Source organism: Leisingera daeponensis (assembly GCF_019801465.1).
In the GTDB taxonomy this organism is placed as follows: Bacteria; Pseudomonadota; Alphaproteobacteria; order Rhodobacterales; family Rhodobacteraceae; genus Leisingera; species Leisingera daeponensis_A.
The window spans coordinates 647700-672802 of sequence record NZ_JAHVJA010000001.1 but is presented as its reverse complement, the minus strand read 5'-3'; the positions used below and the strand labels follow the sequence as shown (position 1 = coordinate 672802).

The window sequence follows — 25103 nt, the reverse complement described above, 5'->3', positions numbered from 1 at the left end:
GGCCCGGAACCCGTTGCGCTGCCAAGCGGAAACCTGCCGGATTGCGCATGGCCGCTATGCCGCAGCAGAGGGTGATTGCAGCGCGGGGATATTTAGTTTAACGGTAAACTAGTTTTTGAAACCTGTTCGAGGGCGAGGGAGCACCATGGCCGCACAATCTTATGACGTGATCGTAATCGGCGCAGGGCCGGGGGGCTATGTTGCCGCCATCCGTGCCGCGCAGCTGGGCCTGAAGACCTGCGTGGTCGAGCGCGAGCATCTGGGCGGCATCTGCCTGAACTGGGGCTGCATCCCGACCAAGGCGCTGCTGCGCTCCTCGGAGGTGTTCCACCTGATGGAACGGGCCAAGGATTTCGGCCTGAAGGCTGAGAATGTCGGCTATGACCTGAATGCGGTGGTCAAACGCTCGCGCGGGGTGGCGAAACAGCTGTCCTCCGGCATCGGCCACCTGATGAAGAAGAACAAGATCGACGTCGTCATGGGCGAGGCCGCGATCCCCGCCAAGGGCAAGGTCAGCGTCAAGACCGACAAGGGCAGCCAGGAGCTGACCGCCAAGAACATCGTGCTGGCCACCGGCGCGCGGGCGCGGGAACTGCCGGGGCTGGAGGCTGACGGCGATCTGGTCTGGACCTACAAGCACGCGCTGGACCCGGTACGGATGCCGAAGAAGCTGCTGGTCATCGGCTCCGGCGCCATCGGCATCGAATTTGCCAGCTTCTACAACACCCTGGGCGCCGACACCACGGTGGTCGAGGTGATGGACCGGGTGCTGCCGGTGGAAGACGCGGAAATTTCCGCCTTTGCCAAGAAGGCTTTTGTCAAACAGGGCATGAAGATCATGGAGAAAGCCATGGTCAAGCAGCTGGACCGCGGCAAGGGCAAGGTGACCGCCCATATCGAGACCGGCGGCAAGGTGGAAAAGCAGGAATTCGACACCGTGATCTCCGCCGTGGGCATCGTCGGCAATGTCGAGGGGCTGGGGCTGGAAGAACTGGGCGTCAAGATCGACCGCACCCATGTGGTGACCGATGCATACTGCCGCACCGGTGTGGATGGCCTTTATGCCATCGGCGACATCGCCGGCGCGCCATGGCTGGCCCATAAGGCAAGCCACGAGGGCGTGATGGTGGCTGAGCTGATCGCGGGCAAGCATGCGCATCCGGTGAAGCCCGAAAGCATCGCAGGCTGCACCTACTGCCAGCCGCAGGTGGCCTCCGTCGGCTATACCGAGGCGAAGGCGAAAGAGCTGGGCTATGACATCAAGGTCGGCCGCTTCCCCTTCATCGGCAACGGCAAGGCGATCGCGCTGGGAGAGGCCGAGGGCATGGTGAAAACAATCTTTGACGCCAAGACCGGCGAACTGCTGGGCGCGCATATGGTCGGCGCGGAGGTGACCGAGATGATCCAGGGCTATGTGGTGGGCCGCCAGCTGGAGACCACCGAGGAAGACCTGATGAACACCGTCTTCCCGCATCCGACCCTGTCCGAGATGATGCATGAAAGCGTGCTGGACGCGTACGGGCGTGTGATCCACATGTAAGCTGCCCGCGGCAGAGAAAATCCGAAAGGCGGCCTGAGAGGGCCGCCTTTTTTGCGCAACAGCGCCGGGGATTGCCAGCGGCCCGATGGCTTGCCGCCTTCCGCACCGCTCTGGCCTCCGGACCCGGTCCGGGGTAACCAGTGGCGGAGCAAGAGCAAAAAGGGCAGCGGCCATGACGGCATCCGGAAAATCCCGCTGGGGCGTGATCCTGGCTGTCTGGGCCGCCGGGCTGGGGGCTGCGGCGCAATACGGCAAGGTTTCGGTTGTGTTCGGCCAGCTTGGCGGGCTGTATCCGGATGCGGGCGGGGCCTTGAGCCTGAGCGTCTCCATGACCGGCGTGATGGGAATCCTGCTGGGGGTGGCGGCCGGGCTGTTCGTGGCTGCCTTCGGATACCGCCGCACGCTGGTCTGGGCCTTGTGGAGCGGGGCGGCAATGTCTGCGGTGCAGGCGCTGCATCTGCCCTACGGCTTGTTTCTGGCTTCCCGCGTGGTCGAGGGGCTGTCGCACCTGGGCATCGTTGTGGCGGGTCCGACGCTGATGGCCTTGCTGGCCAGCAGCCGGCAGCGGGGCACGGCGCTGACGCTGTGGAGCACGTTCTTCGGTGTTGCTTTTGCGCTGCTGAACTGGCTGGGGCTGCCGCTGGTGGCGGCGCACGGGCTGCTGGCGCTGTTTGCCGCCCATGCGCTACTGATGGCGGCGCTGGCGCTGCTGCTGCAGCGGGCGATGCAGGGCCTGCCGGTGCCGCCGCGCCAGCCGCTGCCTAGGCTGTCCATGCTGCCGGCGCTGCACCGGACCATCTACCGCTCGCCCTTCAAGCTGGCGCCGGCCGCCGGCTGGCTGTTTTACACCACATGCTTCGTGGCGCTGCTGACGGTGCTGCCGCCGCATCTGCCCGAGGGGCAGCGGGCCTTTGTGATGGGGGCGTTCCCGCTGATTTCCATCGCGTCCTCCATGATCCTCGGGGTGGCGCTGCTGCGGCTCCTGCCCGCGGTGCAGCTGACCCAGCTGGGTTATGCCCTTTGTGCCGCGGCGGGCCTGTGGCTGTGGGCCGTGCCGGGGGACTGGCTGGCCTGTTTTGCGCTGGCCGCATCTTTTGGGCTGGTACAGAGCGGCAGCTTCGCCTCGGTTCCGCAGCTCAACAGCACCGCAGCGGATCAGGCCGAGGCCAACGGCGCCATGTCGCAGGCCGGCAACGCCGGCAATGTGATCGGCACGCCGCTGCTGCTGGCGGTGCTGGGGCTTGGCGGCTACGGCGGCATGCTGCTGCTGGTCTGCGCGCTGTTTCTGGCGGGCATCCTGGTGCATCAGCTGCTGGCGGCGCGGCGCCGGCTGGCCCTGGGGTAGGCCGGGGTCGGACGGCGCAATCAGTGCGGCTGGCGGGCCGGAGGCCCGGGGGGTACCGCCCGCGCTTGCCGGATCTCCCGCCTGCTGCCAGCTGCTTTCAGCAAGTTTCTTCCCGTTCGCGCAATGTTCTTTTTTGGGGCTTGGCGTTTTCCACAGCATTCCCTATCTGTAGGGCGGGCGTCCGCCAAGGGTTCGGCGGCGCGGGTACGGGGGCGTTATGGCTGAGCTGAAATCCATCGAAGTGCGCGGCGCGCGCGAGCACAATCTGAAGAGCATCGACGTGGATATTCCGCGCGATGAGCTGGTGGTGATCACCGGCCTCTCGGGCTCGGGCAAATCCTCCCTGGCGTTCGACACCATCTACGCCGAGGGCCAGCGCCGCTATGTGGAATCACTCAGCGCCTATGCCCGCCAGTTCCTCGACATGATGGAAAAGCCGGATGTGGACCACATCAGCGGCCTTAGCCCGGCGATTTCGATCGAGCAGAAGACCACGTCGAAGAACCCGCGCTCGACCGTGGGCACGGTGACAGAAATCTATGATTATCTGCGCCTTCTGTTTGCCCGCGCGGGCACGCCCTACAGCCCTGCCACCGGGCTGCCGATCGAGGCGCAGCAGGTGCAGGACATGGTCGACCGGATCATGGAGATGGAGGAAGGCACCCGCGGCTATCTGCTGGCGCCGATCGTCCGCGACCGCAAGGGCGAGTACAAGAAGGAATTCCTGGAGCTGCGCAAGCAGGGCTTTCAGCGGGTGAAGGTGGACGGGGAGTTCTATGAACTGGATGAACCTCCAGTGCTGGACAAGAAGTTCCGCCATGACATCGACGTGGTGGTCGACCGTCTGGTGGTGCGCGAAGGCATGGAGACGCGGCTGGCGGACTCGCTTCGCACCGCGCTGGACCTGGCCGACGGCATCGCAATTCTGGAGACCGCCCCGCGCGAGGGCGATCCGGAACGGATTACCTTCAGCGAAAATTTTGCCTGCCCGGTCAGCGGCTTCACCATCCCGGAGATCGAGCCGCGGCTGTTTTCCTTCAACGCGCCATTCGGGGCGTGCCCGGAATGCGACGGGCTGGGCGTCGAGCTGTTCTTTGACGAACGCCTGGTGGTGCCGGACCAGAGCCTGAAGGTCTATGACGGGGCGCTGGCGCCCTGGCGCAAGGGCAAGTCGCCCTATTTCCTGCAGACGATCGAGGCCATCGCGCGGCACTACGAGTTCGACAAGAACACAGTCTGGAAAGACCTGCCCGCGCATGTGCAGCAGGTGTTCCTCTATGGCTCCGGCGAGGAGGAGATACTGTTCCGCTATGACGAGGGCGGGCGGGTCTATCAGGTGGAACGCACATTCGAGGGCGTCATTCCGAACATGGAGCGGCGCTACCGCGAGACCGATTCCAACTGGATCCGCGAGGAGTTCGAGCGCTACCAGAACAACCGCCCGTGCCACCATTGCGAGGGCTACCGGCTGCGCGATGAGGCGCTGGCGGTGAAGATCGCCGGCGTGCATGTCGGCCAGGTGGTGCAGTTGTCGATCCGCGAGGCGCTGGCCTGGATCGAGGATGTGCCGAACCACTTGAGCCAGCAGAAGCAGGAGATTGCCCGCGCCATCGTGAAGGAGATCCGCGAGCGGCTGGGTTTCCTGAATAATGTGGGTCTCGAGTACCTTACGCTGTCCCGTTCAAGCGGCACCCTGTCCGGCGGCGAAAGCCAGCGGATCCGTCTGGCGAGCCAGATCGGCTCCGGCCTGACGGGCGTTCTGTATGTGCTGGACGAACCCTCCATCGGGTTGCACCAGCGCGACAATGACCGGCTGATCGGAACGCTGAAGAACCTGCGCGACCAGGGCAACACGGTGATCGTGGTGGAGCATGACGAGGACATGATCCGCCAGGCGGATTATGTCTTCGACATCGGTCCCGGTGCCGGTGTGCATGGCGGTGAAGTGGTGAGTCACGGCACGCCGCAGGCTATTGCCTCCGACACCAACTCGATCACCGGCCAGTATCTGGCGGGCACGCGCGAGATCGCGGTGCCGGGCAAGCGGCGCAAGGGCAACAAGAAGAAGATCAAGGTGGTGAAGGCCACCGGCAACAACCTGAAAGAGGTGACGGCGGAATTCCCGCTGGGCAAGTTCGTCTGCGTCACCGGCGTATCGGGGGGCGGCAAGTCGACGCTGACCATCGAGACGCTGTTCAAGACCGCCTCGATGCGGCTCAATGGCGCGCGCCAGACGCCGGCGCCCTGCGAGAGCATCAAGGGGCTGGAGCATCTGGACAAGGTGATCGACATCGACCAGCGCCCGATCGGCCGCACGCCGCGGTCGAACCCGGCCACCTATACCGGCGCCTTCACCCCGATCCGTGACTGGTTCGCCGGCCTGCCGGAGGCCAAGGCGCGCGGCTACAAGCCGGGGCGGTTTTCCTTCAACGTCAAGGGCGGCCGCTGCGAGGCCTGCCAGGGCGACGGCGTCATCAAGATCGAGATGCACTTTTTGCCCGACGTCTATGTGACCTGCGAGACCTGCAAGGGCGCGCGCTATAACCGCGAGACGCTGGAGATCAAGTTCAAGGGCAAGAGCATTGCCGATGTGCTGGATATGACGGTAGAGGACGCGCAGGAGTTTTTCCAGGCGGTGCCCGCGATCCGCGACAAGATGGATGCTCTGATGCGGGTCGGCCTGGGCTACATCAAGGTCGGCCAGCAGGCGACGACACTGTCGGGCGGCGAAGCGCAGCGGGTGAAGCTGTCGAAGGAGCTGTCGAAACGCTCGACCGGCCGGACGCTGTATATTCTGGACGAGCCGACCACCGGCCTGCATTTCGAAGATGTGAAGAAGCTTCTGGAAGTGCTGCACGAACTGGTGGAGCAGGGCAATTCGGTGGTGGTGATCGAGCACAACCTCGATGTGATCAAGACCGCCGACTGGATTATCGATATCGGCCCCGAGGGCGGCGACGGCGGCGGCGAGATTGTCGCCGCGGGAACGCCCGAAGCGGTGGCGGATGAGCCGCGCAGCCATACCGGGCGCTATCTGAAGGATATCCTGGCAGCCCGGAAGGTGGCAGCGGAATAGGGCCGCTGCAGCCGGCTGCATGTTGCCTGCCGCGGCACTGCGATCGTTCGGGTTTTCGAATTGACGCTGGTTTTGCAGTTCTGCCTTCCTGCCAATAAAGGCTGGAAGTTGTATTCATTTTCTTGGAGAAGCGGACTTGCGAAAAGCAATCACTGGTTGTGATTATTGATTTTCCTGAAGTTGCAGGTAGTCTTTGCAATCATGTTATAGAGTAAGCCGCTTAAGGTCTGGCATCCGTGGACAGTGTTCTTGATCATGCACCGGTTGGTGTCGGTATAGTTGGCCTCGACGGGCGGTTTCTGAAGGTGAACAACCAGCTTGCAGCGGAACTTCGGCGCAGCGCCGGCGCGCTGGAGCGGCTTAGGTTTCAGGATATTACCGATCTGCGCGATCTGGATCCCGATATGGAGAATGTCGAGCGTCTGCTGCGCGGCGATGCGGACAGCTACAGCATGGAAAAGCGCTTCTTTGACGGAGCGGATGAGCCGTTCTGGACCCAGCTGAGGGTGTCGCTGGTGCGCGGCAGCAGCGGCGCGCCGCTGCACTTCCTGTCGGTGGTGGAAGACATCTCCCTGCGCAAGGCGCAGGAGCAGGACATGCTGAACCTCGCCCTGCGCGATCCGCTGACGGGGCTGCCCAACCGGCACTGGTTTGACCGCGAGGCGGAAGCGCTGTTCAGACGCTGGCGGCGGGAGGGCTGCAGCGGCGCATTGACGGTGGTGGATGTCAACGGTCTGAAGGAGGTCAACGACCGCTGGGGCCATGCGGCCGGCGACACGGTGATCGCGCAGGCCGGGCAGCGGCTGGCGGCGGCGGTGCGCAAACACGGCATCGCGGCACGGCTGGGCGGCGATGAGTTCGTGCTGCTGCTGAAGACGCATTTGCAGCAGTTCGGGGCGGTGCTGCGGTGGCTGCTGGGCCGGCCGGTGCCGTGGCAGGGCGTCCAGCTGCCGTGCAGCATCAGCGCGGGTTCGGCGGTGCCGGGCGCGGATGGCGGCACGCTGGCGCAGCTGATGGCCGCCGCCGATGCCCGGATGTATGAAGACAAGCGGCAGTTCTATGCCCGGTTCCCGGAAGGGGTCCGCCTGCCGCGCTGCGGCGCCCCGCAAGCGGCTGCGCAGCCGGTGCACGGGCGCTAGCAAATCTGCCCTGGGCCTTCCGCCGCAAGCGCAATTACTGGTTCAGGTTCGCCTTGGCGCCGATCAGGCGCAGCACTTTCTGGGTTTCCCGGTTGACCTGGTAGATATAGCCGCCGGCCTGGACGTAGGTGCCATAAGGATCGGGGGCCCATGTGCCCGGATCACTGATCCAGATGTAATCGTCCAGAATATGATCGCCGCGGCGGTAGAATTTCTTGGTCACGCTGGCCGGCGTGCAATGCGACGCCTTCATCGCCAGGCCCTGCGGGCATTCCAGCGCAGCTTCATCTTCGCCGCCATTGCCTGCCGCCAGCGGAATCGCCAGCGCGCAGGCCGCGGCAAGAACGGTGATCGGAACAAGATGACGGGGTACCATTTACAGCGGATCCTTTCTTCGCTGCCCTTCACATAAACGGCTCTGCGGCAAAGCCAAGAGTGTCCGGAAAGGGCGGCGGCGCGCCGCCATTTGCCGGTCAGGCGGCGGCAAGAACCCGCGCTTCGAAGCCGCGCAGGGACAGCCGGGCGGAATTTCCGTAGCCGCGGCCGGTTTCAGCGCACAGCTCAGGAAACAATTCGCGGATTTCCGCCTGTGTGCCGGCGTCGAAACCGGCGGCGGTTTCCGGGCCGGGCTGGTAGCTTTCGCTGAGGGCGCCGTTGGCCCAGAGAATCTGGTGGCTGCCGAACAGCAGGTGAAAATACTCGGCTTCCTGCATGTCCTGAGCCGGGCGGATGGTCCGGTCGTTGACCAGATCCTTGGCCTTGACCAGAACTTCCTCCTCGCCGAACAGCAGCGCGGCCAGCGGGCCGGACACCACCATCCTGTGCTGCGGCGAGACATAGAGATCGCGCGAATTGCCGCAGCTGCCGGCGGCAAAGCGGATCGGAGCGGTTGCGTCCGTGCAGGCGGTGCGGCGGCTGCCGGTCCATTGCAGCGCCTGCGGGCCGTTATCGTAGGTCAGAACCTCCATGCCCGGGCGCAGGTCTTCGACCGGGATCTCGCCCTCAGGGGTGCGGATCAAGGTGCCGCGCAGGAAACAGGGCACGGTCTGATTGATCTCCACCAGACCGGTGTCGGAGTTCCCCTGGCCGTTGTCCGCAGTGTAGTTGAAATAGACGGTTTCGAGGTCGCCGTCGGTGACCACGGTCAGGGTGCCGTCGGCGTTCAGGGTGATCTGCTGGCCCGTGGCCAGGGTCACGGTATCGCCGGCAGAGACCGCCTGTTCGTTGATATGCGTGATGGTCAGCGTGCCGGCCGTGGTGGTGTCGTTTTCCAGGACATCGATCACCCGGGTCTTGTTGATGGCGATATCTTCCTGGTCGTCCTGTGCGACCACGGCGGTCTGGACCGAGCCGCCGGCAATCAGAAGGTTGGTGTCATAGCTGCTGTCGGCGGTGTCGGCGACGCCGATCTTCAGCGTGTTGATCTCGCCCGCGTTCACCGGCGCGACAAATGTCAGGGTAATGGTGAACCCGTCCATCTCGGTGTTGTACTGGTCGCCGGTGTTGTCGACATAGACGTTTTCGGTGCCGTCGTTGATGTTGCCGATCGAGGCGGTGCCGTCACCGATGGAGACCTGCGCCTCGACCCCGTTCACCCAGACGCCGACGACGTCGTTGTACTGGGAGTTGGCGAACTCGGGGTATTCCTCGGAGGAAAGCACAAAGTCGATGGTCAGGACATCGCCGTCGGGAACGAATTCCACCTCCAGGAAGGAGGCGTCATAGGTAGCGGCCCCGGCCAGGGCATTGAAATCGGAATCTCCGTTTGTGCCGCTGGTGTTGGTGCTGGTGTTGGTGCGGACGTTGGTATTGCTGCTGCCGTCGCTGTTGGTGAAGTCGCGGGCATAGCCGGTCGACAGGATCACCCCCGAGTCCGCAGGCGCCACGCCCGGGGTGGTGGTGTCGGCGCCGGTGTAAATCCCGGAGGAGAGGGTGTCGCCGCTGTAGCTGGCGCTTCTGACGTCCACGCCGTCGCCGAAGATTTCCTCCGCCATCTGTGTGGCGGTGGCGCTGGTGTTGATGTTCAGCTCGGTCGCGGTGGCCATCTCGGCAGTCCCATCCGGTTGCAAAGTTTAAAAATTGCTTACCGGAATGCTTCTGAACTTGGACCGAACTGTGGCGGGCGGGGGTCGAAATCCGGGAGTTTAGTCGAATTTTACGGGTATTCTTTACGGGGCAGTAACGGACAGGGCCGGCCCTTTGCGGGACCGGCCCTGTGCGATAGGGAGCCGGGGCGCGCTGCGCGGCTGCAACCCGGCCGGTCAGCCGCCGCGGGCGCGCTTTTCGAACCGCGGCAGCATGGCGGAGAAATCCATCCCCTTTCCGTCTTCGTCTTCGACGAATTTCTTGTAGAGCGCCATCGCCAGTTCACCCATCGGGGTATCGGCATCGGCGCTCTCCGCAGCCTGCTGGCTGAGACCCAGATCCTTGAGCATCAGCTCTGCCGCGAAGCCGGGCTGGTAGTTGTTGTCGGCGGGCGACTGCGGGCCGACGCCGGGGGCCGGGCAATAGGCGTTCATGGTCCAGCTGTAGCCGGAGGAGGTGGAGACCACGTCGAACATCTTCTGCCGGTCGAGGCCCAGTTTGTCGGCCAGCGCAAAGGCCTCGCAAGTGGCGATCATGGTGACGCCGAGGATCATGTTGTTGCAGATCTTGGCGGCCTGGCCGGCGCCGGCCTCACCGCAATGCACGGCTTTCTGGCCCATGATGCCGAACAGCGGCTCGGCGGCCGCGAACGCCTCTGCCGAGCCGCCGGCCATGAAGGTTAGCGTGCCGCCGGCGGCGCCGCCGATGCCGCCCGAGACCGGCGCATCGACGGAAAGCAGCCCCGCGGCTTCGGCCTGTTCGGCCACTGCGCGGGCAGAGTCGACGTCGACGGTGGAGCAATCGATGAAGGCGGCGCCCTTGGTCATGGCCGGGATCACTTCTGCCGCGACAAGGCGCAGGATGGCGCCGTTAGGCAGCATGGTGATGACGGCATCGGCTCCTGCCGCGGCCTCCGGGCCGGAAGCGGCCATTTTCACGCCTTCGATGCTGACATCGGCCATGTCGAAGCCGGTGACCTCATGGCCGGCCTTGGCCAGGTTGGCGGCCATCGGCCCGCCCATGTTGCCGAGCCCGATAAATCCGATCTTCATTGCACTTCCTCCTCAAATGTCAGCGCATCAGCGCCCAAAGGCGCCAGCATGTCGTCAACCGCCTGCGCAGGCACCGGCTGGCCCGCATATTGCCATTGCGGATTGCGGTCCTTGTCAATGATCTGGGCGCGGATGCCCTCCAGGAAATCGCTCTTTTCCATGGCGCGGAAGGTGTAGCGGTATTCCAGGTCCAGCGCCCGGCGGATGGCAGGGCCGTCGGCGCGCAAGCGGCGCAGCATCTCCAGCGTGCAGGCCATAGACAGCGGCGAGTTGCGCTTCAGCGACTTCAACGCGGCAGCAGTGAATTCGCTGACCTCTGCCTCGAGGCCCGCGAGGATGTTCTCGAGGCTGCCCTTGCCGAAATGTGCAGCGGTGTCCTTGCGGACCGCGCGCAGCTGGCCCTCCGGCGCGGGCCGTGCGGCGTCCTCCACCAGTTTGGCGGAGCCGGTTTCCTCCAGCGCCGCAATCAGCGCGGGCCATTGGTCCTGCGGGATGAAGTAATCGGCAAAGCCTGCAAGGATCGCATCATCGGCCCCCATCCGCGCGGCGGTCATGCCGAGGTATTCGCCCAGATGATCCGGCGCCAGCGCCAGCATCAGCGAACCGCCGACATCCGGCACCAGCCCGATGCCGACTTCGGGCATGGCAATCTGGCTGCTTTCGCCGACCACCCGGTGGGTGCCGTGGCAGCCGATGCCGACGCCGCCGCCCATGGTGAAGCCCTGCATGAAGCTGATCACCGGCTTCCTGTATTCGAAGATGCGGGCGTTCAGCCGGTATTCATCGCGCCAGAAGGTGCGGCCATAGGAATAGTCGCCCTTGGTGCCGGTGTCATACAGCTCGGCAATGTCGCCGCCGGCGCAGAACGCCTTGTCGCCCTCGGCGTCGATCACCACCAGCCTGACGCTGTCATCAGCGGCCCAGTCGCGCATGGCGGCGTCGATCGCCATGCACATGTCATAGCTCATCGCATTCAGCGCCTTGGGGCGGGTGAAGGTGATGCGGCCGGCCTGGCCGGATTTGCGGATATGGATATCACTCATCGGGCGGGCTCCATCAGTTTTTGCGCCGCGGACAGTCTGCTGATTGCAGATTACTCCGCAATCAGCTGGCGCGCGACAATCAGGCGCATGATCTCGTTGGTGCCTTCCAGGATCTGGTGCACCCGCAGATCGCGGACGATCTTCTCGACGCCGTAGTCTGCCAGATAGCCGTAGCCGCCGTGCAGCTGAAGGCAGCCGTTGGCGACGTCAAAGGCGGTGTCGGTGACCATCAGCTTGGCCATGGCGCAGAACTTTGTGGCGTCATGGGCGCCGGTGTCCAGCTTCCACGCCGCCTGGCGCAGGAAGGTGCGGGCGGCCTGCAGGCGTGTTTCGTATTCCGCCAGCCGGAACTGCAGCGCCTGGAACTGGTTGATGGACTTGCCGAAGGCCTTGCGCTCCGACATGTACTGCACGGTCTGATCCAGCGCCGCCTGGGCACCGCCAAGCGCGCCGGCAGAGATGTTCAGGCGGCCGCCGTCAAGGCCCGCCATCGCATAGGAGAAGCCCTTGCCTTCCTCGCCGATCAGGTTGTCGGCGGGGATCGCGCAATCGTCGAACTGCACCTGCGAGGTCGGCTGCGCCTTCCAGCCCATCTTGTCCTCCAGCGCACCGAAGGAGAGGCCCGGGTTGCCGTCCTCGACCACCACTGTGGAAATCCCCTTGGGGCCGTCTTCGCCGGTGCGGCACATCACGACATAGGCGTCAGAGTAGGAGCCGCCGGAGATGAACGCCTTGGTGCCGTTCAGCACATAGCCCTCATTGCTGCGCTCGGCGCGGGTTTTCAGCGCCGCCGCATCGGAGCCGGAGCCCGGTTCGGTCAGGCAGTAGGAGAAAATCTTCTCCATCGTGCAGAGGCTCGGCAGCCACTTCTGCTTGGTCTCTTCCGAACCGAACTTGTCGATCATGCCGCCGCACATGTTGTGGATCGACAGGAAGGAACCAACCGCGGGGTCGGCCATTGCCAGCGCTTCGAACACCAGGGTGGCGTCGAGCCGGGACAGGCCGGAGCCGCCGTATTCCTCGGAGACGTAAAGCCCGCCAAACCCCAGCTCTGCCAGTTGCGGCCAGAGCGATTTGGGGATGGTGCCGTCCTTTTCCCACTGGCGGGAATGCGGCGCGATGTTTTCCTGGCCGAATGCATGGGCCATGTCGAAGATGGCCTGCTGTTCCTCTGTCAGTGCGAAATCCATATGCCGCTCCTCCCGTCGATCAGATGAATTGAACAGTTGTTAATTTAATAGCGGCCGGGACGCGTTGAGGCAAGCTGCGCAAATGCAAAGCCGCCGTGCAGCAATGCCGCGCCATACCGTCACGGGATCAGGAGAAAATTAAGAAACTTGCGCGAAACTCTGTCTCAAACCGGTCAAGCGCAGGTGAATCCTGCCAAACGCATTCCAAAAGGAGCAGGCGCAGTGTCGAATTCTGGGGCTCAGCATTTTCTGGCATCCAACCTCAGCGGGGCCGCCAAGGGGGCGGCAAAAACACCCGGCTTCCCTGGTGCCGTCGTCAGCAACCAGCGGGCTAACTTTGCCATGGCCTTGAAGCACGGGATGATGAAATCCAACGATGTTCCGGTCCGGGAACAGGTCGTGCGCCTGATGAAAATGTCGCGCAAGAAAGCCGTTGAACGCAGCTTCGACGATGCTCTCTACCTGATGGAGCAGGCGCTGGAGTTGGACCCCAAGAACCGGTCGATCCATACCGCGCTTGGCGAAATCTACGAGCTGATGGAAAAGCGCGACAAGGCGCTCCTGTGCCATATCGAGGCGCTGCGGCTGGAACCTCAGAACCCGGAGTGCCTGGCCTATATCGGCAGCTACCTGATGCGGATCGGCCAGGATGAGGAGGCGATCAACTATTTCCAGGACACGCTGAAGTTCGCCCCGTCGAATGAAGTTGTCTTTGCCCGCATGATGCACCTCAAGCGGCGCAAATGCGACTGGTCCGAATTCGGCAAGTCGCGCAAGAAGATCAAGAACTTCACCAAGGTCATGAAGGCGATCGACCCTTTCTCCTTCCTCAGCATCGCGGACGATCCGGATCTGCAAATGCAGTATTCGGTTCTTGCCGCCAACGCCAACAAGGTCAGCAAGAAGGAAACCGCGGCGTTCACGGCCCCTCTGCCGAAGAAGGACAAGATCCGGATCGGCTATTTCTCCTGCGACTTCCTGGATCACGCGACGATGTACCTGATCGGCCGGATGTTCGAACTGCACGACCGGGAGAAGTTCGAGATTTACATTTATGACTACGGCGCGATGACCAACCAGGAGGGCCGCTTGCGGGCGGAGAAATCCGCGGATGTCTACCGCCAGGTCGGCGGGGTGGACAGCGAAACGATTGTTGAACAGGCGCGTCAGGACGGCCTCGACATCGCGGTCGACCTGAAAGGGCACACCAAGGGCAACCGGATCAACCTGTTCGACTACCGCATGGCGCCCGTGCAGATCTCCTATCTCGGCTATCCCGGAACCACCGGCGTGGAGTCCATCGACTACATGGTCGCGGACCCGGTTGTGGTGCCGCCGAAATACCGCAAGTATTACACCGAGAAAGTGCTGTACATGCCGGACTGCTACCAGTCGAACGATGACAGCCGCAAGGCCGCCTGCCACGTGCCCGCGCGCGCGGACATGGGCCTGCCGGAGGACGCGCTGGTGTTCTGCTCGTTCAACAGCCCCTACAAGGTGTCGCCGGATGAGTTCGACATCTGGATGAAGCTTCTGAAGCTGGTGCCGGACAGCGTGCTGTGGTTCTACGCCGCCAAGGACGATATCCGCGAGAACGTTCTGGCCGAGGCAAAGCGGCGCGGCATCGGCCGGGAGCGCATCATCTTCGCCGGGTTCGCCAAACAGGAGGAACACCTTGCCCGGCTGCCGCTGGCGGACATCTTTCTGGATACCTTCTTCGTCAACGCCCATACCACGGCCAGTGACGCGCTGTGGGCGGGCGTGCCGGTTGTCACCAAAGTCGGCAAGCAGTTCGCGGCACGGGTGGCTGCCAGCCTGCTGCACGCCGTCGGCACCGATGAGCTGGTTACCAGCACGCCGCAGCAGTACCAGGCGCTGGCGCTGAAACTGGCGCGTGACAGGGAATATCTGGCTGAAATGAAGGCGAGGGTGAAAGCGGGGATCGAAACCGGCCCGCTTTATGACACCGAAAGGTTCACCCGCAATTTCGAGGCGCTGCTGGAGAAGACGCTGGAGCGTTTCAACGCAGGCCTGAAACCGGACCACATCAGCCTGCAATAACGCGGACTGGCGAAAAAAGAAGGGCGCGGGAAAATCCCGCGCCCGTTTCCGTTACAGGCTGCCGGAAGTTGCCGCCTGGTCAGAGCAGCCGCACCTGGGTGCCGACCTGCACCAGCTCGTACAGTTCCTCGACATGCTGGTTGTAAAGGCCGATGCAGCCGGAGGAGCTTTGCCGCCCGATCTTGCGGGTGTCATGGGTTCCGTGGACCAGGTAGGCGGGCCAGTCCAGATACATCGCGCGGGTGCCCAGCGGGTTGCCCTTGACGCCGCCTTCAATGCGCTGCGGCAGGCTCGGATCGCGTTCCCGCATGGACGCGGTCGGGGTCCAGCTGGGATTCTCGCGCTTGCGCACGATCTCGCTGTAGCCGCGCCGGGTCAGGTCCTCGCTCATCGGCACCGACGAGGGGAACAGCCGGTAGGTCTCGCCGTCCGGGCCCCAGTAGTGCAGCGCGCGGGAGTTGATGTCGGCCAGCAGGCAGCCGACGCCCAGGGATTCGAAATGGTCCTGCCAGTTCTGCTGGGTGAAGGCGGAGGTGTTGCGCTGAACCGCAACCTCATCGCGGATGGCGGGTTCGTCCTGCGGGAAAGCGTCGGTGGACTGGGCGCTCAGAAGGGCCGGGGTGGCAAGGGTCGCGCCAAGGCCCATCAGGGTTGCGCGGCGGGTGATGCGGAGTTTGGTCATGTTGCCTCTACCGTGCTACTCGAAATCTCCGCTGCAAGATACGCATGGCTGCGGATTTTCCTAGGCCCGGAATAGCGGAAAACCCGCGCCTCACAAGCTTGTGTAGTGCGGGGCGGCGGAAGATTGCCGCTGCCTGGCACGCATAGGTCAGGCCGCCAGGCTGCGGGCCTGGGCAAAAGACAGGAGCCGCTTGCTGTCTTCATCCCAAAGGTGCAGCCGCGCGTTGGCCAGGCTTTCGCGGATGGTCATCCGGTTGCCCTCGGCCAATTCGGCGTGGTCGCGCAGCACTTCGGGCAGGCGGTAGAACGGGATGCGGCTGTAGAGGTGATGCACATGGTGGATGCCGATGTTGGCGCTGAGCCATTGCAGCACCGGCGGCAGCACGTAGTGAGAGCTGCCGTGCAGGGCGGCGTCATGCAGTTGCCAGTCCTGGTCCTGTTCCCACTGGGTGGTTTCGAACTGGTGCTGCACATAAAACAGCCACAGGCCGGCGGTGGCGGCGATCAGCGTCGCAGGCAGGAAGATCAGCAGAACCGGCATCAGCCCGCCGAAGAACCAGATCAGGCCAAGCGCAGCGAGGATGGCGGCGTTGGTGCCCATCGCGCTGATCCAGTAGCGGGCCTGGCCCGTCAGGCCGTAAGGAATGCGGTTCTGCAGGAAGAACAGGTAACCGGGGCCGAAGCCGAACAGCGTCACCGGGTGGCGGTACAGCCGGTACATCAGACGGCCCCAGCGGCTTTCGGCGCGGTATTCGGCAACGGTCATCGTGTGGATGTCGCCCATGCCGCGTTTTCCGAGGTTGCCGTGGGTGCTGTGGTGGATCGAATGGGTTCGGCGCCAGACGTCATAAGGCGTCAGGGTCAGCACGCCGATGATCCGGCCGGTCCAGTCGCTGAGGTGGCGGTTGGAAAAGAACGACCCGTGGCCGCAGTCGTGCTGGATGGTGAACAGGCGCAACAGGAAGGCGGCAATGCAGACGGAGAGCGCCAAGGTCAGCCAGTAGCTGACGGACAGGGACCACCAGGCCAGCGCCCAGAGCAGTACAAACGGCACCACCGTGACCCCCAGTTCGAAGGCGCTCCGCTTGAAGTCCGGTTCCCGGTACTGGGCCAGGATCTTGACCCAATCGCGCGCGGATTTTGCCGCCGCCTGCGGCTGGTTCGGTTCGGTCGTCTTGCTCATGCGCCTGCCGTTTATAAATCTGTTGCAAACCCGATAGACGACCTGCCGCAGGGAGCAAGCGGTTTTTGCCTGCAAAGGCTATTTTAACCGGCCGTGTGCTGGCAGGAGAGCAGGGGGCCTGGCCGGGCCGGCTGCTGCCGGATGACAGCGCAAAAGAAAAAGGCCCCGGTAGCTCCGGGGCCTTTCTGTTTGTCAGACCAGTTGGTTAGTCCATGGCCTTGAAGTTGAACTCGCCGCCTTCCTTGATGCCGGAGGGCCAGCGGGAGGTCACGGTCTTGGTGCGGGTGTAGAATTTGAAGCTGTCCGGGCCGTGCTGGTTCAGGTCGCCGAACATCGACTTCTTCCAGCCGCCGAAGGTGTGGTAGGCCAGCGGCACCGGGATCGGCACGTTGATGCCCACCATGCCGATATTCACGCGGGAGGCGAAGTCACGCGCGGTGTCGCCGTCACGGGTGAAGATCGCGGTGCCGTTGCCGTACTCGTGATCCATCGCCAGCTTCAACGCTTCCTCGTAAGTACCAGCACGGACAGTGGAAAGTACAGGGCCGAAGATCTCCTGCTTGTAGATGTCCATGTCGGGGGTGACATGGTCGAACAGGTGGGCGCCGACAAAGAAGCCGTCCTCGTAGCCCTGCAGTTTGAAGTCGCGGTTGTCGACCACCAGCTTGGCGCCCTGGTCGACGCCGGACTGGATCAGGCCCAGGATGCGCTCCTTGGCGGCCGCGGTCACAACCGGGCCCAGGTCCACGTCGTCGCCGGCAGTGTAGGGGCCGACCTTCAGGGTTTCGATGCGCGGAATCAGCTTTTCGATCAGCTTGTCGGCGGTCTCCTCGCCGACCGGCACCGCAACCGAGATCGCCATGCAGCGTTCGCCGGCCGCGCCGAAACCTGCGCCGACCAGCGCGTCAGCGGCCTGGTCCAGATCGGCATCGGGCATGATGATCATGTGGTTCTTGGCGCCGCCGAAGCACTGGGCGCGCTTGCCGTTGGCGGTGGCGCGGGAATAGATGTACTGGGCGATCGGGGTGGAGCCCACGAAAGACACGCCCTGGATGATCTCGCTGTCCAGAATGGTATCAACCGCTTCGCGGTCGCCGTTCACCACCTGGAACACACCTTCGGGCAGGCCGGCCTCAACGAACAGTTCCGCCAGCATCAGCGGCACGGAGGGATCGCGCTCGGAGGGTTTCAGCACCACGGCGTTGCCGCAGGCCAGCGCCGGGCCGACGTGCCACAGCGGCATCATGGCCGGGAAGTTGAACGGCATGATCGAGCCGACAACACCCAGCGGCTGGCGCATGGAGTACATGTCGATGCCGGGGCCTGCGCTGTCGGTGAATTCACCCTTCAGCATCTGGGGCGCGCCGACGCAGTATTCGATCACTTCCAGGCCGCGCTGCAGGTCGCCCTTGGCGTCCGGGATGGTCTTGCCGTGCTCGCGGCTCAGCGCCTCTGCCAGCTTGTCCATGTCGCGGTTCATCAGGCCGACCATCGCCATCATCACGCGGGCGCGCTTCTGCGGGTTGGTGGCGCCCCAAGCGGGCTGCGCCGCAGCGGCCTTTTCGATCGCGTCTGTGGTCTCGGCAGCGCTGGCCATCGGGCACTGGTACTGCACTTCGCCGGTTGCGGGGTTGAAAACATCGTCAAAGCGGCCCGAGGTGCCGGAGACCAGTTTGCCGTTGATAAAGTGGCCGAGTTCTTTCATCGGATCCTCCTCTGTTCATCTTGCCTCCATCGTAGGCTTGCAAAAAACATCGGAAAAGAGGAAACATTTCAAAGAGGCTTTGCAAGAACGCAAAAGGTTAACGCCGCGTTGACAGAAGAACGGAGGACCCGGAGCCAATGGATCCGCAGTGGGATGATATGAAAGTGTTTTTGGCGGTGGCGCGGGAGGCGAGCCTGTCGGGCGCCGGGCGCATCCTGAAAATGGACCCCGCCACCGTCGGCCGCCGCATCGCCCGGTTCGAGGCGGTGCTGGAAACGCCTTTGTTCGTGAAATCGCCGCAGGGATACGCGCTGAGCGCTGCCGGCGACCGGCTGCTGGTTCATGCCGAGGCGGCGGAGCAGGCGATGCGGGCAGGCACCGAAGCGCTGAGCGGGCCGAGCGACACCATGTCCGGCCAGATCCGCATCGGTGCGCCGGACGGAAGCGCCAATTACATCCTGCCGCAGGTCTGCGCCCAGATTGCCGAGGACAACCCGGATCTGGACATCCAGATCGTGGCTTTGCCGCGGGTCATCAACCTGAGCCGCCGCGAGGCCGACATGGCCGTCACGGTCAGCGCGCCGACAGCGGGCAAGCTGCTGGTGCAGAAAATCTGCGACTATAGGCTGCACCTCGTCGCCTCGCGCCACTACCTGAAGCAGTATCCGCCGATCCAGAAGCTTGAGGACCTGCAGGGCCACAAGATGATCGGCTATATCCCCGACATGATTTTCGACAAGGAGCTGGATTACCTCAATGACATCGGCGTCGAACGGGTGGCGCTGGCGTCCAACTCGGTTTCGGTGCAGATCAAGATGGCGGCGCAGGGCACCGCGATCTGCGTGGCGCATGATTTCTCGCTTCCGGCGCACCGGATGCTGCGCAAGATTCTGACCGACAAGGTGAGCCTGACACGGAGCTTCCACCTGGTGCGGCATCAGGGCGACCAGCGCAGCGAGCGGCTGAACCGTTTTGCCCAGGCGTTGTCAAAAGGCATCCGCGACGAGGTGGCCCGGCTGGAAGCCTTGACTTAAAGCTGCGTTGCGGCACACTTAATTTGTAACGCATTAATTTTCCGGAGGTGCCCAGCGTGCTTGTTCAAGTGATTTTGAAGTCGAAGGCCAGCACCGGCGTCGTGACAGTCAAGCCTGATGCAAGCGTTTCCGAGGCCGCAAAAGTGATGTCGGACAACCGGTTCGGCACCGTGATGGTCTCTGCCGACGGCGAGACGCCGGCGGGCATCCTGTCGGAACGCGATATCGTCCGGGAACTGGCCAGGTCCGGATCCGGCTGCCTGAGCGAGCCGGTCAGCAAATACATGACCAAGGAACTGGTCACCTGCACCAGCCAGTCGAATGTCGGCGAGGTTCTGCAGCAGATGACCGACGGCCGTTTCCGCCACATGCCGGTGCTGGAGGATGGCAAGCTGGTCGGCATCATCACCCTCGGCGATGCGGTCAAGGCGCAGCTGTCGCAGGTGGCGATGGAAAAGGACGCGCTGCAAGACATGATCATGGGGCACTGAGACGCAGGCAGGCACTCCGTATTTCTGCCCTCTTGCAATGGCGGCAGCAAATATGTTTGCGTGTGCAGAAACTCTGACAAGGCAGGAGGCCGCCCATGCGCGTTGGTCTGTATCCCGGTACCTTTGATCCGATCACTATCGGGCATATCGACATCATCCGGCGCGCCAGTGCCCTGGTGGACAAGCTGGTGATCGGCGTGGCCATCAACCGCGACAAGGGTCCGCTGTTCGATCTGGAAGAGCGGGTCGGGATGATCGAGGCGGAATGCGCCAAGCTGAGCGAAGAGACCGGCACCGAGATCGTGGCGCATCCGTTCGAGAACCTGCTGATCGACTGCGCCCGCGACGTCGGCGCTCAGATCATCGTCCGCGGGCTGCGCGCGGTGGCCGATTTCGAGTATGAGTTCCAGATGGTCGGTATGAACCGGGCGCTGGACAGCTCGATCGAAACCGTGTTCCTGATGGCCGAAGCGCGGCACCAGGCGATCGCCTCCAAACTGGTCAAGGAAATCGCCCGGCTGGATGGCGACGTATCGAAATTCGTCACCCCGCTGGTCAAGCACAAGCTGCTGGCGCGCCTGGGCAAGACCGGCTGAAGGCCGCCGCGGCGGCAGCGGGGCAGAGCCGGGCCGGGTGCCCGGCTTTTTTACGTCTTGCCGGGGGCGTGTCAGCGCCAGAAGGCGGCCCAATCGATCAGCGCAAACAGCTTCTTGCCGAGAAAGATCATGTGCTCGTCGCCGAACAGGGCAATGTCGATGGCCGCGGCGGCTATCAGGAACAGGCCCAGGAAAATGGCTATCCGGTTGGTCATGAAAGCTCCGCCGCAAAGGAAAACGCCCGCCCAGATAACCTGAGCGGGCGTGAATTCTCAAGGGGTTAGGCTGAATCTCAGCCCAGTTTGCCCATTGCCACGGCGACGTCCGCCATGCGCACCGAGAAGCCCCACTCGTTGTCGTACCAGGCCAGCACGCGCACCATGCGGTCCTCGACCACCCGGGTCTGGTCCGGTGCGAAGATCGAGCTTTCCGGCGAGTGGTTGAAGTCGACGGAGACCAGCGGCGCCGGCTCGAAGCCCAGCACGCCCTTCATCGGGCCTTCGGCTGCTTCTTTGACGGCAGCGTTCACTTGCTCGGCGGTCACGTCGCGGCCGGCGCGGAAGGTCAGGTCCACGGCGGAGACGTTCGGGGTCGGCACGCGGATGGCGGAACCGTCCAGGCGGCCTTTCAGGTTCGGCAGCACTTCGCCCAGGGCCTTGGCGGCGCCGGTCGAGGTCGGGATCATCGACATGGCGGCAGCGCGGGCCCTGTACAGGTCCTTGTGGCGGCGGTCCAGGGTCGGCTGGTCGCCGGTGTAGGCGTGGATGGTGGTCATGATGCCGTGCTCAATGCCGAACGCCTCGTCCAGAACCTTGGCCAGCGGCGCCAGGCAGTTGGTGGTGCAGGAGCCGTTAGAGATCATGGTGTCGCCGGCTTCCAGCTGGTCGTCGTTGACGCCATAGACGATGGTCTTGTCGACGTTCTTGCCGGGGGCGGAGAGCAGCACTTTTTTGGCGCCGCGTTCCAGGTGCGCCTTGGCCTTTTCACCGTCGTTGAACTTGCCGGTGCACTCCAGAACCACGTCGCAGCCCGACCAGTCCAGCTCGTTCATGTCGTAGGTCGAGAACATCTGCATGTCGCCGCGGCCCAGGTTCATGGTGCCGTCGCCGATGGTCACTTCACCCGGGAAACGGCCATGCACGGAGTCGTATTTGATCAGATGCGCCGCGGTCTCCAGCGGGCCGGTGGCGTTCACCTTGATCACTTCGATGTCGTCGCGGCCCGAGGCGGCGATGTGCGACAGGGTGCAGCGGCCGATGCGGCCAAAACCGTTGATCCCGACTTTGATGGTCATGAGTTACGTCTCCAAGCGAGCAAAAACCTTTGGCCGCCATATAGACCGGCGCGGATGTGGTCTAAAGGGGTAAAAGCGTCATTAAATGAAACTGTTAGCGCAAAAAGCGCACGGTTGCGCTAACGGTATGCGGCGGTGGCGGTAACAGAAAACCGGCCCCGGGCGCGGTGGCGCTAACGCTTGTGCTGCGGCGCGGAAGCGGGCAGATTGCCCCGCAAAGGCTGACAGAGATTGAGGGATTTGGCATGAGCGGTTTGCTGGCGCTTCTGGACGACGTGGCGGGGATTGCCAAGGTTGCGGCGGCCTCGGTCGACGATGTGGCAGCGGCGGCGGGCAAGGCCGGTGCCAAGACCGCTGGCGTGATCATCGACGATGCCGCGGTGACGCCGAAATATCTGCAGGGCTTCGCGCCCGCGCGCGAGCTGCCGATCATCTGGCGCATCACCCGCGGGTCGCTGTTCAACAAGCTGATCCTGCTGCTGCCGGTCGCCATGCTGCTGGCCAACTTCGCGCCCTGGGCGATCACGCCGCTGCTGATGCTGGGCGGTGCCTACCTGTGTTTTGAAGGCGCTGAGAAGATTTTCCATGTGCTGTTCCCCCATGCCAGTCACGCGATTGACGAGGATATGAGCGTCAAGGACCCCGGCCACCTGGAGGAGGAAAAGATCAAGGGGGCGATCAAGACCGATTTCATCCTGTCCGCCGAGATCATGACCATTTCGCTGGCCGCGATCGAGGCGCCGAATGTCTGGATGCAGGCGGCGACCCTGGCGGTGGTGGCGATCGGAGTGACCCTGGCGGTCTACGGCTCTGTCGCGCTGATCGTGAAGATGGATGACGTCGGCCTGTATCTGGCCGAGAACGCCCGCACCGGGCTGGGGCGCGGGCTTGGGCGCGGGCTGGTGAAGTTCATGCCGGTTCTGATGAAGATCCTGTCGGTGGTCGGCACCGCGGCGATGCTGTGGGTCGGCGGCTCCATCATCATCCACGGGCTGGAAGTGCTGGGTTTTGGCTGGCTGGGCCATCACATCCACGACTGGGCCTATGCCGCGGGCCATGCGGTTCCCGAAGGCTGGATGGGCTTTGCCGAATGGAGCGCCAAGGCGGCGATGGATGGGGTGTTCGGCGTGGTGATGGGGCTTCTGCTGATCCCGCTGGCCACGAAGGTGATCATGCCGGCGTTTGCGGCTGTTTCCGGGAAAAAGGCAAGCCATTGAACGCATTGTCCGTGCAAAGCACGGGCAGCGCCCGGACCGACCCAACGGGGAGGGCGCGGACAACTTAGGTCGCGGCGTTTCAGCACATCCAAAAGAAAAAGGGGCAACCGCTTGGCTGCCCCTTTCAAATCGCAGATTACTGTTCAATCAGCCCAGCAGCTCTTTCACCTTCGCCACGGTGCCCTCTGCGTTGATGCCGAAGCGCTCGAACAGCTCGCCTGCCGGGGCGGAGGCGCCGAAGCGGTCCATGCCGACGAAACCGGCTTTCTTCTCCTGGCCGCGCTCGCCCAGAAGCCAGCGGTCCCAGCCGCCGTCGCGCACGGCTGCTTCGATACCCACACGCACCGGGCCTGCGGGCAGGACCTTGCGGCGGTAGGCTTCGTCCTGCTGTGCAAACAGCTCCATGCAGGGCATGGAGACGACGCGGGTGCCGATGCCCTCGGCTTCCAGCTTGGCCTTAGCTTCCATGGCGACGGAGACCTCGGAGCCGGTGGCGATCAGGATCACCTGACGCTTGTTCTCGGCCTCGGCCAGCACATAGGCGCCCTTTTCGACCATGTTGGTCAGCTTGTGCTCGGTGCGCACGGTGGGCAGGTTCTGACGGGTCAGGGCCAGCACCGAGGGGGTTTCCTTGGAAGTAATGGCGATTTCCCAGGCTTCGGCGGTTTCCACGGTATCGGCCGGGCGGAACACATAGGTGTTCGGGGTCGCGCGGCAGATCGCCAGGTGTTCGACCGGCTGGTGGGTCGGGCCGTCTTCGCCGACGCCGATCGAGTCGTGGGTCATCACGAACACGGTCGGGATCTTCGACAGCGCGGCCAGGCGCATCGCCGGGCGGGCGTAGTCGGTGAAGCAGAAGAAGGTGCCGCCGTAGGGGCGCATGCCGCCGTGCAGTGCCATGCCGTTCATAGCTGCGGCCATGCCGTGCTCGCGGATGCCCCAGTAGATGTAGCGGCCCTTGCGGTTGTCGGTGTCAAAGACGCCCAGGTCGCCGGTCTTGGTGTTGTTGGAGCCGGTGAGGTCGGCGGAGCCGCCCACGGTTTCCGGCATCAGCGGGTTTATGACGGCCAGCGCCATCTCGGACGACTTGCGGGTGGCAACCTTGGGCTGCTCCTCGCTCACCTGCTTTTTCAGCGCCTTGATGGCAGCCGACAGCTTCTTGGGCGCGTCCAGGTTGTAGGCGCGGTTGAAGCGGTCCTGCTTCTGCTGCGACAGCTCGGCAAAGCGGGCTTCCCAGGCTTCGCGCTCGGATTTTCCGCGGGCGCCGATCTCTTCCCACTGGGACTTGATCTCGGCCGGAACCTCAAAGGCGCCGCCGGTCCAGCCATAGGCGTCCTTGGCGGCCTTCAGCTGGTCGGGGTCGGTCAGCGCGCCGTGGCCCTTGGAGGTGTCTTGCGCGGCGTGGCCCAGGGCGATGTGGGTCTTGCAGGCGATCATCGACGGCTTCTTGGACTTCTTCGCGGCGGTGATCGCCTCGTCGATGGCCTTGGGATCGTGGCCGTCGATTTCCAGCACCTGCCAGCCCGACGCCTTGAATCGCTGCACCTGGTTGGTGCGGTCGCTGAGGTCAACGGTGCCGTCGATGGTGATGTTGTTGTTGTCCCAGAACACGATCAGCTTGCCCAGTTGGTGGCGGCCGGCCAGGCCGATGGCCTCCTGGCTGATGCCTTCCATCAGGCAGCCGTCGCCGGCGATTACATAGGTGTGGTGATCGACAACTTTCTTGCCGTAATGCGCGCGTTGCATTTCCTCTGCCATGGCAAAGCCGACGGCGTTGGAGATGCCCTGGCCCAGCGGGCCGGTGGTGACTTCGACGGCGTCGATCAGGAAGTTCTCCGGGTGGCCCGCGGTGATGGCGCCGGTCTGGCGGAAGTTCTTGATCTGGTCCAGCGTGACCTGCTTGTCGCCGGTGAGATACAGCAGCGCGTAGATCAGCATCGAGCCGTGGCCCGCCGACAGGATGAACCGGTCGCGGTCCGGCCAGGCCGGGTTGGATGCGTCGAATTTGAGGTGTTTTTCGAACAGCACGGTGGCCACATCGGCCATGCCGATGGGCATGCCGGTATGCCCGGAGTTGGCGGCGGCAACGGCGTCGAGGGCGAGCGCGCGGATGGCGGCGGCCTTGTTCCAATGCTCAGGGTTGGCGGTGCGCAGGGCTGTCAGGTCCACTGGGATTGTTCCTTTGGCGTTACAGGCAATTGCTGCGCTCAATAACAGCGATGAGCCAAAGATCAAGCGTGGTTGCGCCGATCGCGGGCATTCTGCGCGAAGATGGCACGGCAAGTGGTTGAAACGCAAAGGGGGGTGATTTATCCCTGAAAGGGAAGAACTGGCCCATGCCGGCCGCGCCTGCTCGATTCGGGCAGGCAGC

At 63.8% G+C, this 25103-nt stretch carries 20 protein-coding genes; 9 read left to right on the top strand and 11 right to left on the bottom strand.

Annotated elements, in window-relative coordinates; genetic code table 11:
- The first annotated feature begins 145 nt into the window (after window positions 1-145).
- The 4 genes from lpdA (at window position 146) to KUV26_RS03210 (ending at window position 7100) form a co-directional block, all read left to right on the top strand.
- A complete protein-coding gene (lpdA, locus tag KUV26_RS03225; RefSeq protein ID WP_222503135.1) occupies window positions 146-1540 on the top strand; it encodes a dihydrolipoyl dehydrogenase in 1395 nt (464 codons plus the stop codon).
- A gap of 172 nt (window positions 1541-1712) precedes the next feature.
- The gene (locus KUV26_RS03220) at window positions 1713-2885 is read left to right on the top strand and encodes an MFS transporter (protein WP_222503136.1); all 1173 of its coding nucleotides are present in this window, start codon (window positions 1713-1715) and stop codon (window positions 2883-2885) included.
- 217 nt (window positions 2886-3102) lie between these two features.
- A complete protein-coding gene (gene uvrA / locus KUV26_RS03215; protein WP_222503137.1) occupies window positions 3103-5961 on the top strand; it encodes an excinuclease ABC subunit UvrA in 2859 nt (952 codons plus the stop codon).
- Between the two features lie 236 nt (window positions 5962-6197).
- A complete protein-coding gene (locus KUV26_RS03210) occupies window positions 6198-7100 on the top strand; it encodes a GGDEF domain-containing protein (RefSeq protein WP_222507280.1) in 903 nt (300 codons plus the stop codon).
- Window positions 7101-7134: 34 nt separating this feature from the next.
- Here KUV26_RS03210 and KUV26_RS03205 read toward each other — a convergent pair whose 3' ends face one another.
- From KUV26_RS03205 to KUV26_RS03185, 5 genes are all read right to left on the bottom strand, one after another.
- Window positions 7135-7476: a hypothetical protein gene (locus KUV26_RS03205; RefSeq protein WP_261399712.1), complete on the bottom strand. Its 342-nt coding sequence runs from the start codon at window positions 7474-7476 to the stop codon at window positions 7135-7137.
- Window positions 7477-7573: 97 nt separating this feature from the next.
- A complete protein-coding gene (locus KUV26_RS03200) occupies window positions 7574-9145 on the bottom strand; it encodes a Hint domain-containing protein (protein ID WP_222507279.1) in 1572 nt (523 codons plus the stop codon).
- 216 nt (window positions 9146-9361) lie between these two features.
- On the bottom strand, window positions 9362-10237 hold the full coding sequence (mmsB, locus tag KUV26_RS03195; RefSeq protein WP_222507278.1) for a 3-hydroxyisobutyrate dehydrogenase: 876 nt from the start codon (window positions 10235-10237) through the stop codon (window positions 9362-9364).
- Window positions 10234-11280, bottom strand: coding sequence for an enoyl-CoA hydratase/isomerase family protein (locus KUV26_RS03190; protein WP_222507277.1), 1047 nt, complete (start codon window positions 11278-11280; stop codon window positions 10234-10236). Before KUV26_RS03190 ends, mmsB begins: the two co-directional genes overlap by 4 nt.
- A 50-nt stretch (window positions 11281-11330) precedes the next feature.
- Window positions 11331-12470, bottom strand: coding sequence for an acyl-CoA dehydrogenase family protein (locus tag KUV26_RS03185; RefSeq protein WP_222503142.1), 1140 nt, complete (start codon window positions 12468-12470; stop codon window positions 11331-11333).
- 222 nt (window positions 12471-12692) lie between these two features.
- Here KUV26_RS03185 and KUV26_RS03180 point away from each other — a divergent pair, with 222 nt between their 5' ends.
- Complete coding sequence (locus KUV26_RS03180; RefSeq protein ID WP_222507276.1) at window positions 12693-14531, top strand: hypothetical protein; 1839 nt, start codon at window positions 12693-12695, stop codon at window positions 14529-14531.
- Between the two features lie 79 nt (window positions 14532-14610).
- On the opposite strand, the gene KUV26_RS03175 is transcribed toward KUV26_RS03180, so the two are convergent.
- From KUV26_RS03175 to KUV26_RS03165, 3 genes are all read right to left on the bottom strand, one after another.
- Window positions 14611-15213, bottom strand: coding sequence for a L,D-transpeptidase (locus KUV26_RS03175; protein ID WP_222507275.1), 603 nt, complete (start codon window positions 15211-15213; stop codon window positions 14611-14613).
- A gap of 147 nt (window positions 15214-15360) precedes the next feature.
- The gene (locus KUV26_RS03170) at window positions 15361-16395 is read right to left on the bottom strand and encodes a fatty acid desaturase (RefSeq protein WP_222507274.1); all 1035 of its coding nucleotides are present in this window, start codon (window positions 16393-16395) and stop codon (window positions 15361-15363) included.
- A gap of 205 nt (window positions 16396-16600) precedes the next feature.
- Entirely contained in the window at window positions 16601-18100 is a 1500-nt protein-coding gene (locus KUV26_RS03165) for a CoA-acylating methylmalonate-semialdehyde dehydrogenase (RefSeq protein WP_039146091.1), read from the bottom strand.
- Between the two features lie 137 nt (window positions 18101-18237).
- Between KUV26_RS03165 and KUV26_RS03160 the strand changes: the two genes are divergently transcribed.
- From KUV26_RS03160 to coaD, 3 genes are all read left to right on the top strand, one after another.
- Window positions 18238-19134: a LysR family transcriptional regulator gene (locus KUV26_RS03160; RefSeq protein WP_222507273.1), complete on the top strand. Its 897-nt coding sequence runs from the start codon at window positions 18238-18240 to the stop codon at window positions 19132-19134.
- A 56-nt stretch (window positions 19135-19190) separates the two neighbouring features.
- On the top strand, window positions 19191-19625 hold the full coding sequence (locus KUV26_RS03155; RefSeq protein WP_222507272.1) for a CBS domain-containing protein: 435 nt from the start codon (window positions 19191-19193) through the stop codon (window positions 19623-19625).
- 95 nt (window positions 19626-19720) lie between these two features.
- On the top strand, window positions 19721-20221 hold the full coding sequence (gene coaD, locus KUV26_RS03150) for a pantetheine-phosphate adenylyltransferase (RefSeq protein ID WP_222503148.1): 501 nt from the start codon (window positions 19721-19723) through the stop codon (window positions 20219-20221).
- Window positions 20222-20292: 71 nt separating this feature from the next.
- Here the strand turns inward: coaD and KUV26_RS03145 are convergent, their stop codons facing one another.
- Both KUV26_RS03145 and gap read right to left on the bottom strand, forming a co-directional pair.
- Window positions 20293-20436: a hypothetical protein gene (locus tag KUV26_RS03145; protein ID WP_222503149.1), complete on the bottom strand. Its 144-nt coding sequence runs from the start codon at window positions 20434-20436 to the stop codon at window positions 20293-20295.
- 77 nt (window positions 20437-20513) lie between these two features.
- On the bottom strand, window positions 20514-21515 hold the full coding sequence (gene gap / locus KUV26_RS03140) for a type I glyceraldehyde-3-phosphate dehydrogenase (protein WP_222503150.1): 1002 nt from the start codon (window positions 21513-21515) through the stop codon (window positions 20514-20516).
- Between the two features lie 245 nt (window positions 21516-21760).
- Here gap and KUV26_RS03135 point away from each other — a divergent pair, with 245 nt between their 5' ends.
- Window positions 21761-22732: a DUF808 domain-containing protein gene (locus KUV26_RS03135; RefSeq protein ID WP_222507271.1), complete on the top strand. Its 972-nt coding sequence runs from the start codon at window positions 21761-21763 to the stop codon at window positions 22730-22732.
- Window positions 22733-22879: 147 nt separating this feature from the next.
- On the opposite strand, the gene tkt is transcribed toward KUV26_RS03135, so the two are convergent.
- A complete protein-coding gene (tkt, locus tag KUV26_RS03130) occupies window positions 22880-24901 on the bottom strand; it encodes a transketolase (protein WP_222507270.1) in 2022 nt (673 codons plus the stop codon).
- Window positions 24902-25103: the final 202 nt, after the last annotated feature.

What these genes read in the sequence shown, in the direction of transcription:
- KUV26_RS03160 (WP_222507273.1), top strand. Translation starts at nt 18,238, where the DNA reads ATGGATCCGCAGTGGGATGATATGAAAGTGTTTTTGGCGGTGGCGCGG.
- KUV26_RS03165 (WP_039146091.1), bottom strand. Translation starts at nt 18,100, where the DNA reads ATGAAAGAACTCGGCCACTTTATCAACGGCAAACTGGTCTCCGGCACC.
- KUV26_RS03135 (WP_222507271.1), top strand. Translation starts at nt 21,761, where the DNA reads ATGAGCGGTTTGCTGGCGCTTCTGGACGACGTGGCGGGGATTGCCAAG.
- KUV26_RS03185 (WP_222503142.1), bottom strand. Translation starts at nt 12,470, where the DNA reads ATGGATTTCGCACTGACAGAGGAACAGCAGGCCATCTTCGACATGGCC.
- mmsB (WP_222507278.1), bottom strand. Translation starts at nt 10,237, where the DNA reads ATGAAGATCGGATTTATCGGGCTCGGCAACATGGGCGGGCCGATGGCC.
- KUV26_RS03220 (WP_222503136.1), top strand. Translation starts at nt 1,713, where the DNA reads ATGACGGCATCCGGAAAATCCCGCTGGGGCGTGATCCTGGCTGTCTGG.
- uvrA (WP_222503137.1), top strand. Translation starts at nt 3,103, where the DNA reads ATGGCTGAGCTGAAATCCATCGAAGTGCGCGGCGCGCGCGAGCACAAT.
- KUV26_RS03190 (WP_222507277.1), bottom strand. Translation starts at nt 11,280, where the DNA reads ATGAGTGATATCCATATCCGCAAATCCGGCCAGGCCGGCCGCATCACC.
- KUV26_RS03200 (WP_222507279.1), bottom strand. Translation starts at nt 9,145, where the DNA reads ATGGCCACCGCGACCGAGCTGAACATCAACACCAGCGCCACCGCCACA.
- KUV26_RS03145 (WP_222503149.1), bottom strand. Translation starts at nt 20,436, where the DNA reads ATGACCAACCGGATAGCCATTTTCCTGGGCCTGTTCCTGATAGCCGCC.
- lpdA (WP_222503135.1), top strand. Translation starts at nt 146, where the DNA reads ATGGCCGCACAATCTTATGACGTGATCGTAATCGGCGCAGGGCCGGGG.
- gap (WP_222503150.1), bottom strand. Translation starts at nt 21,515, where the DNA reads ATGACCATCAAAGTCGGGATCAACGGTTTTGGCCGCATCGGCCGCTGC.
- KUV26_RS03205 (WP_261399712.1), bottom strand. Translation starts at nt 7,476, where the DNA reads ATGGTACCCCGTCATCTTGTTCCGATCACCGTTCTTGCCGCGGCCTGC.
- coaD (WP_222503148.1), top strand. Translation starts at nt 19,721, where the DNA reads ATGCGCGTTGGTCTGTATCCCGGTACCTTTGATCCGATCACTATCGGG.
- KUV26_RS03175 (WP_222507275.1), bottom strand. Translation starts at nt 15,213, where the DNA reads ATGACCAAACTCCGCATCACCCGCCGCGCAACCCTGATGGGCCTTGGC.
- KUV26_RS03170 (WP_222507274.1), bottom strand. Translation starts at nt 16,395, where the DNA reads ATGAGCAAGACGACCGAACCGAACCAGCCGCAGGCGGCGGCAAAATCC.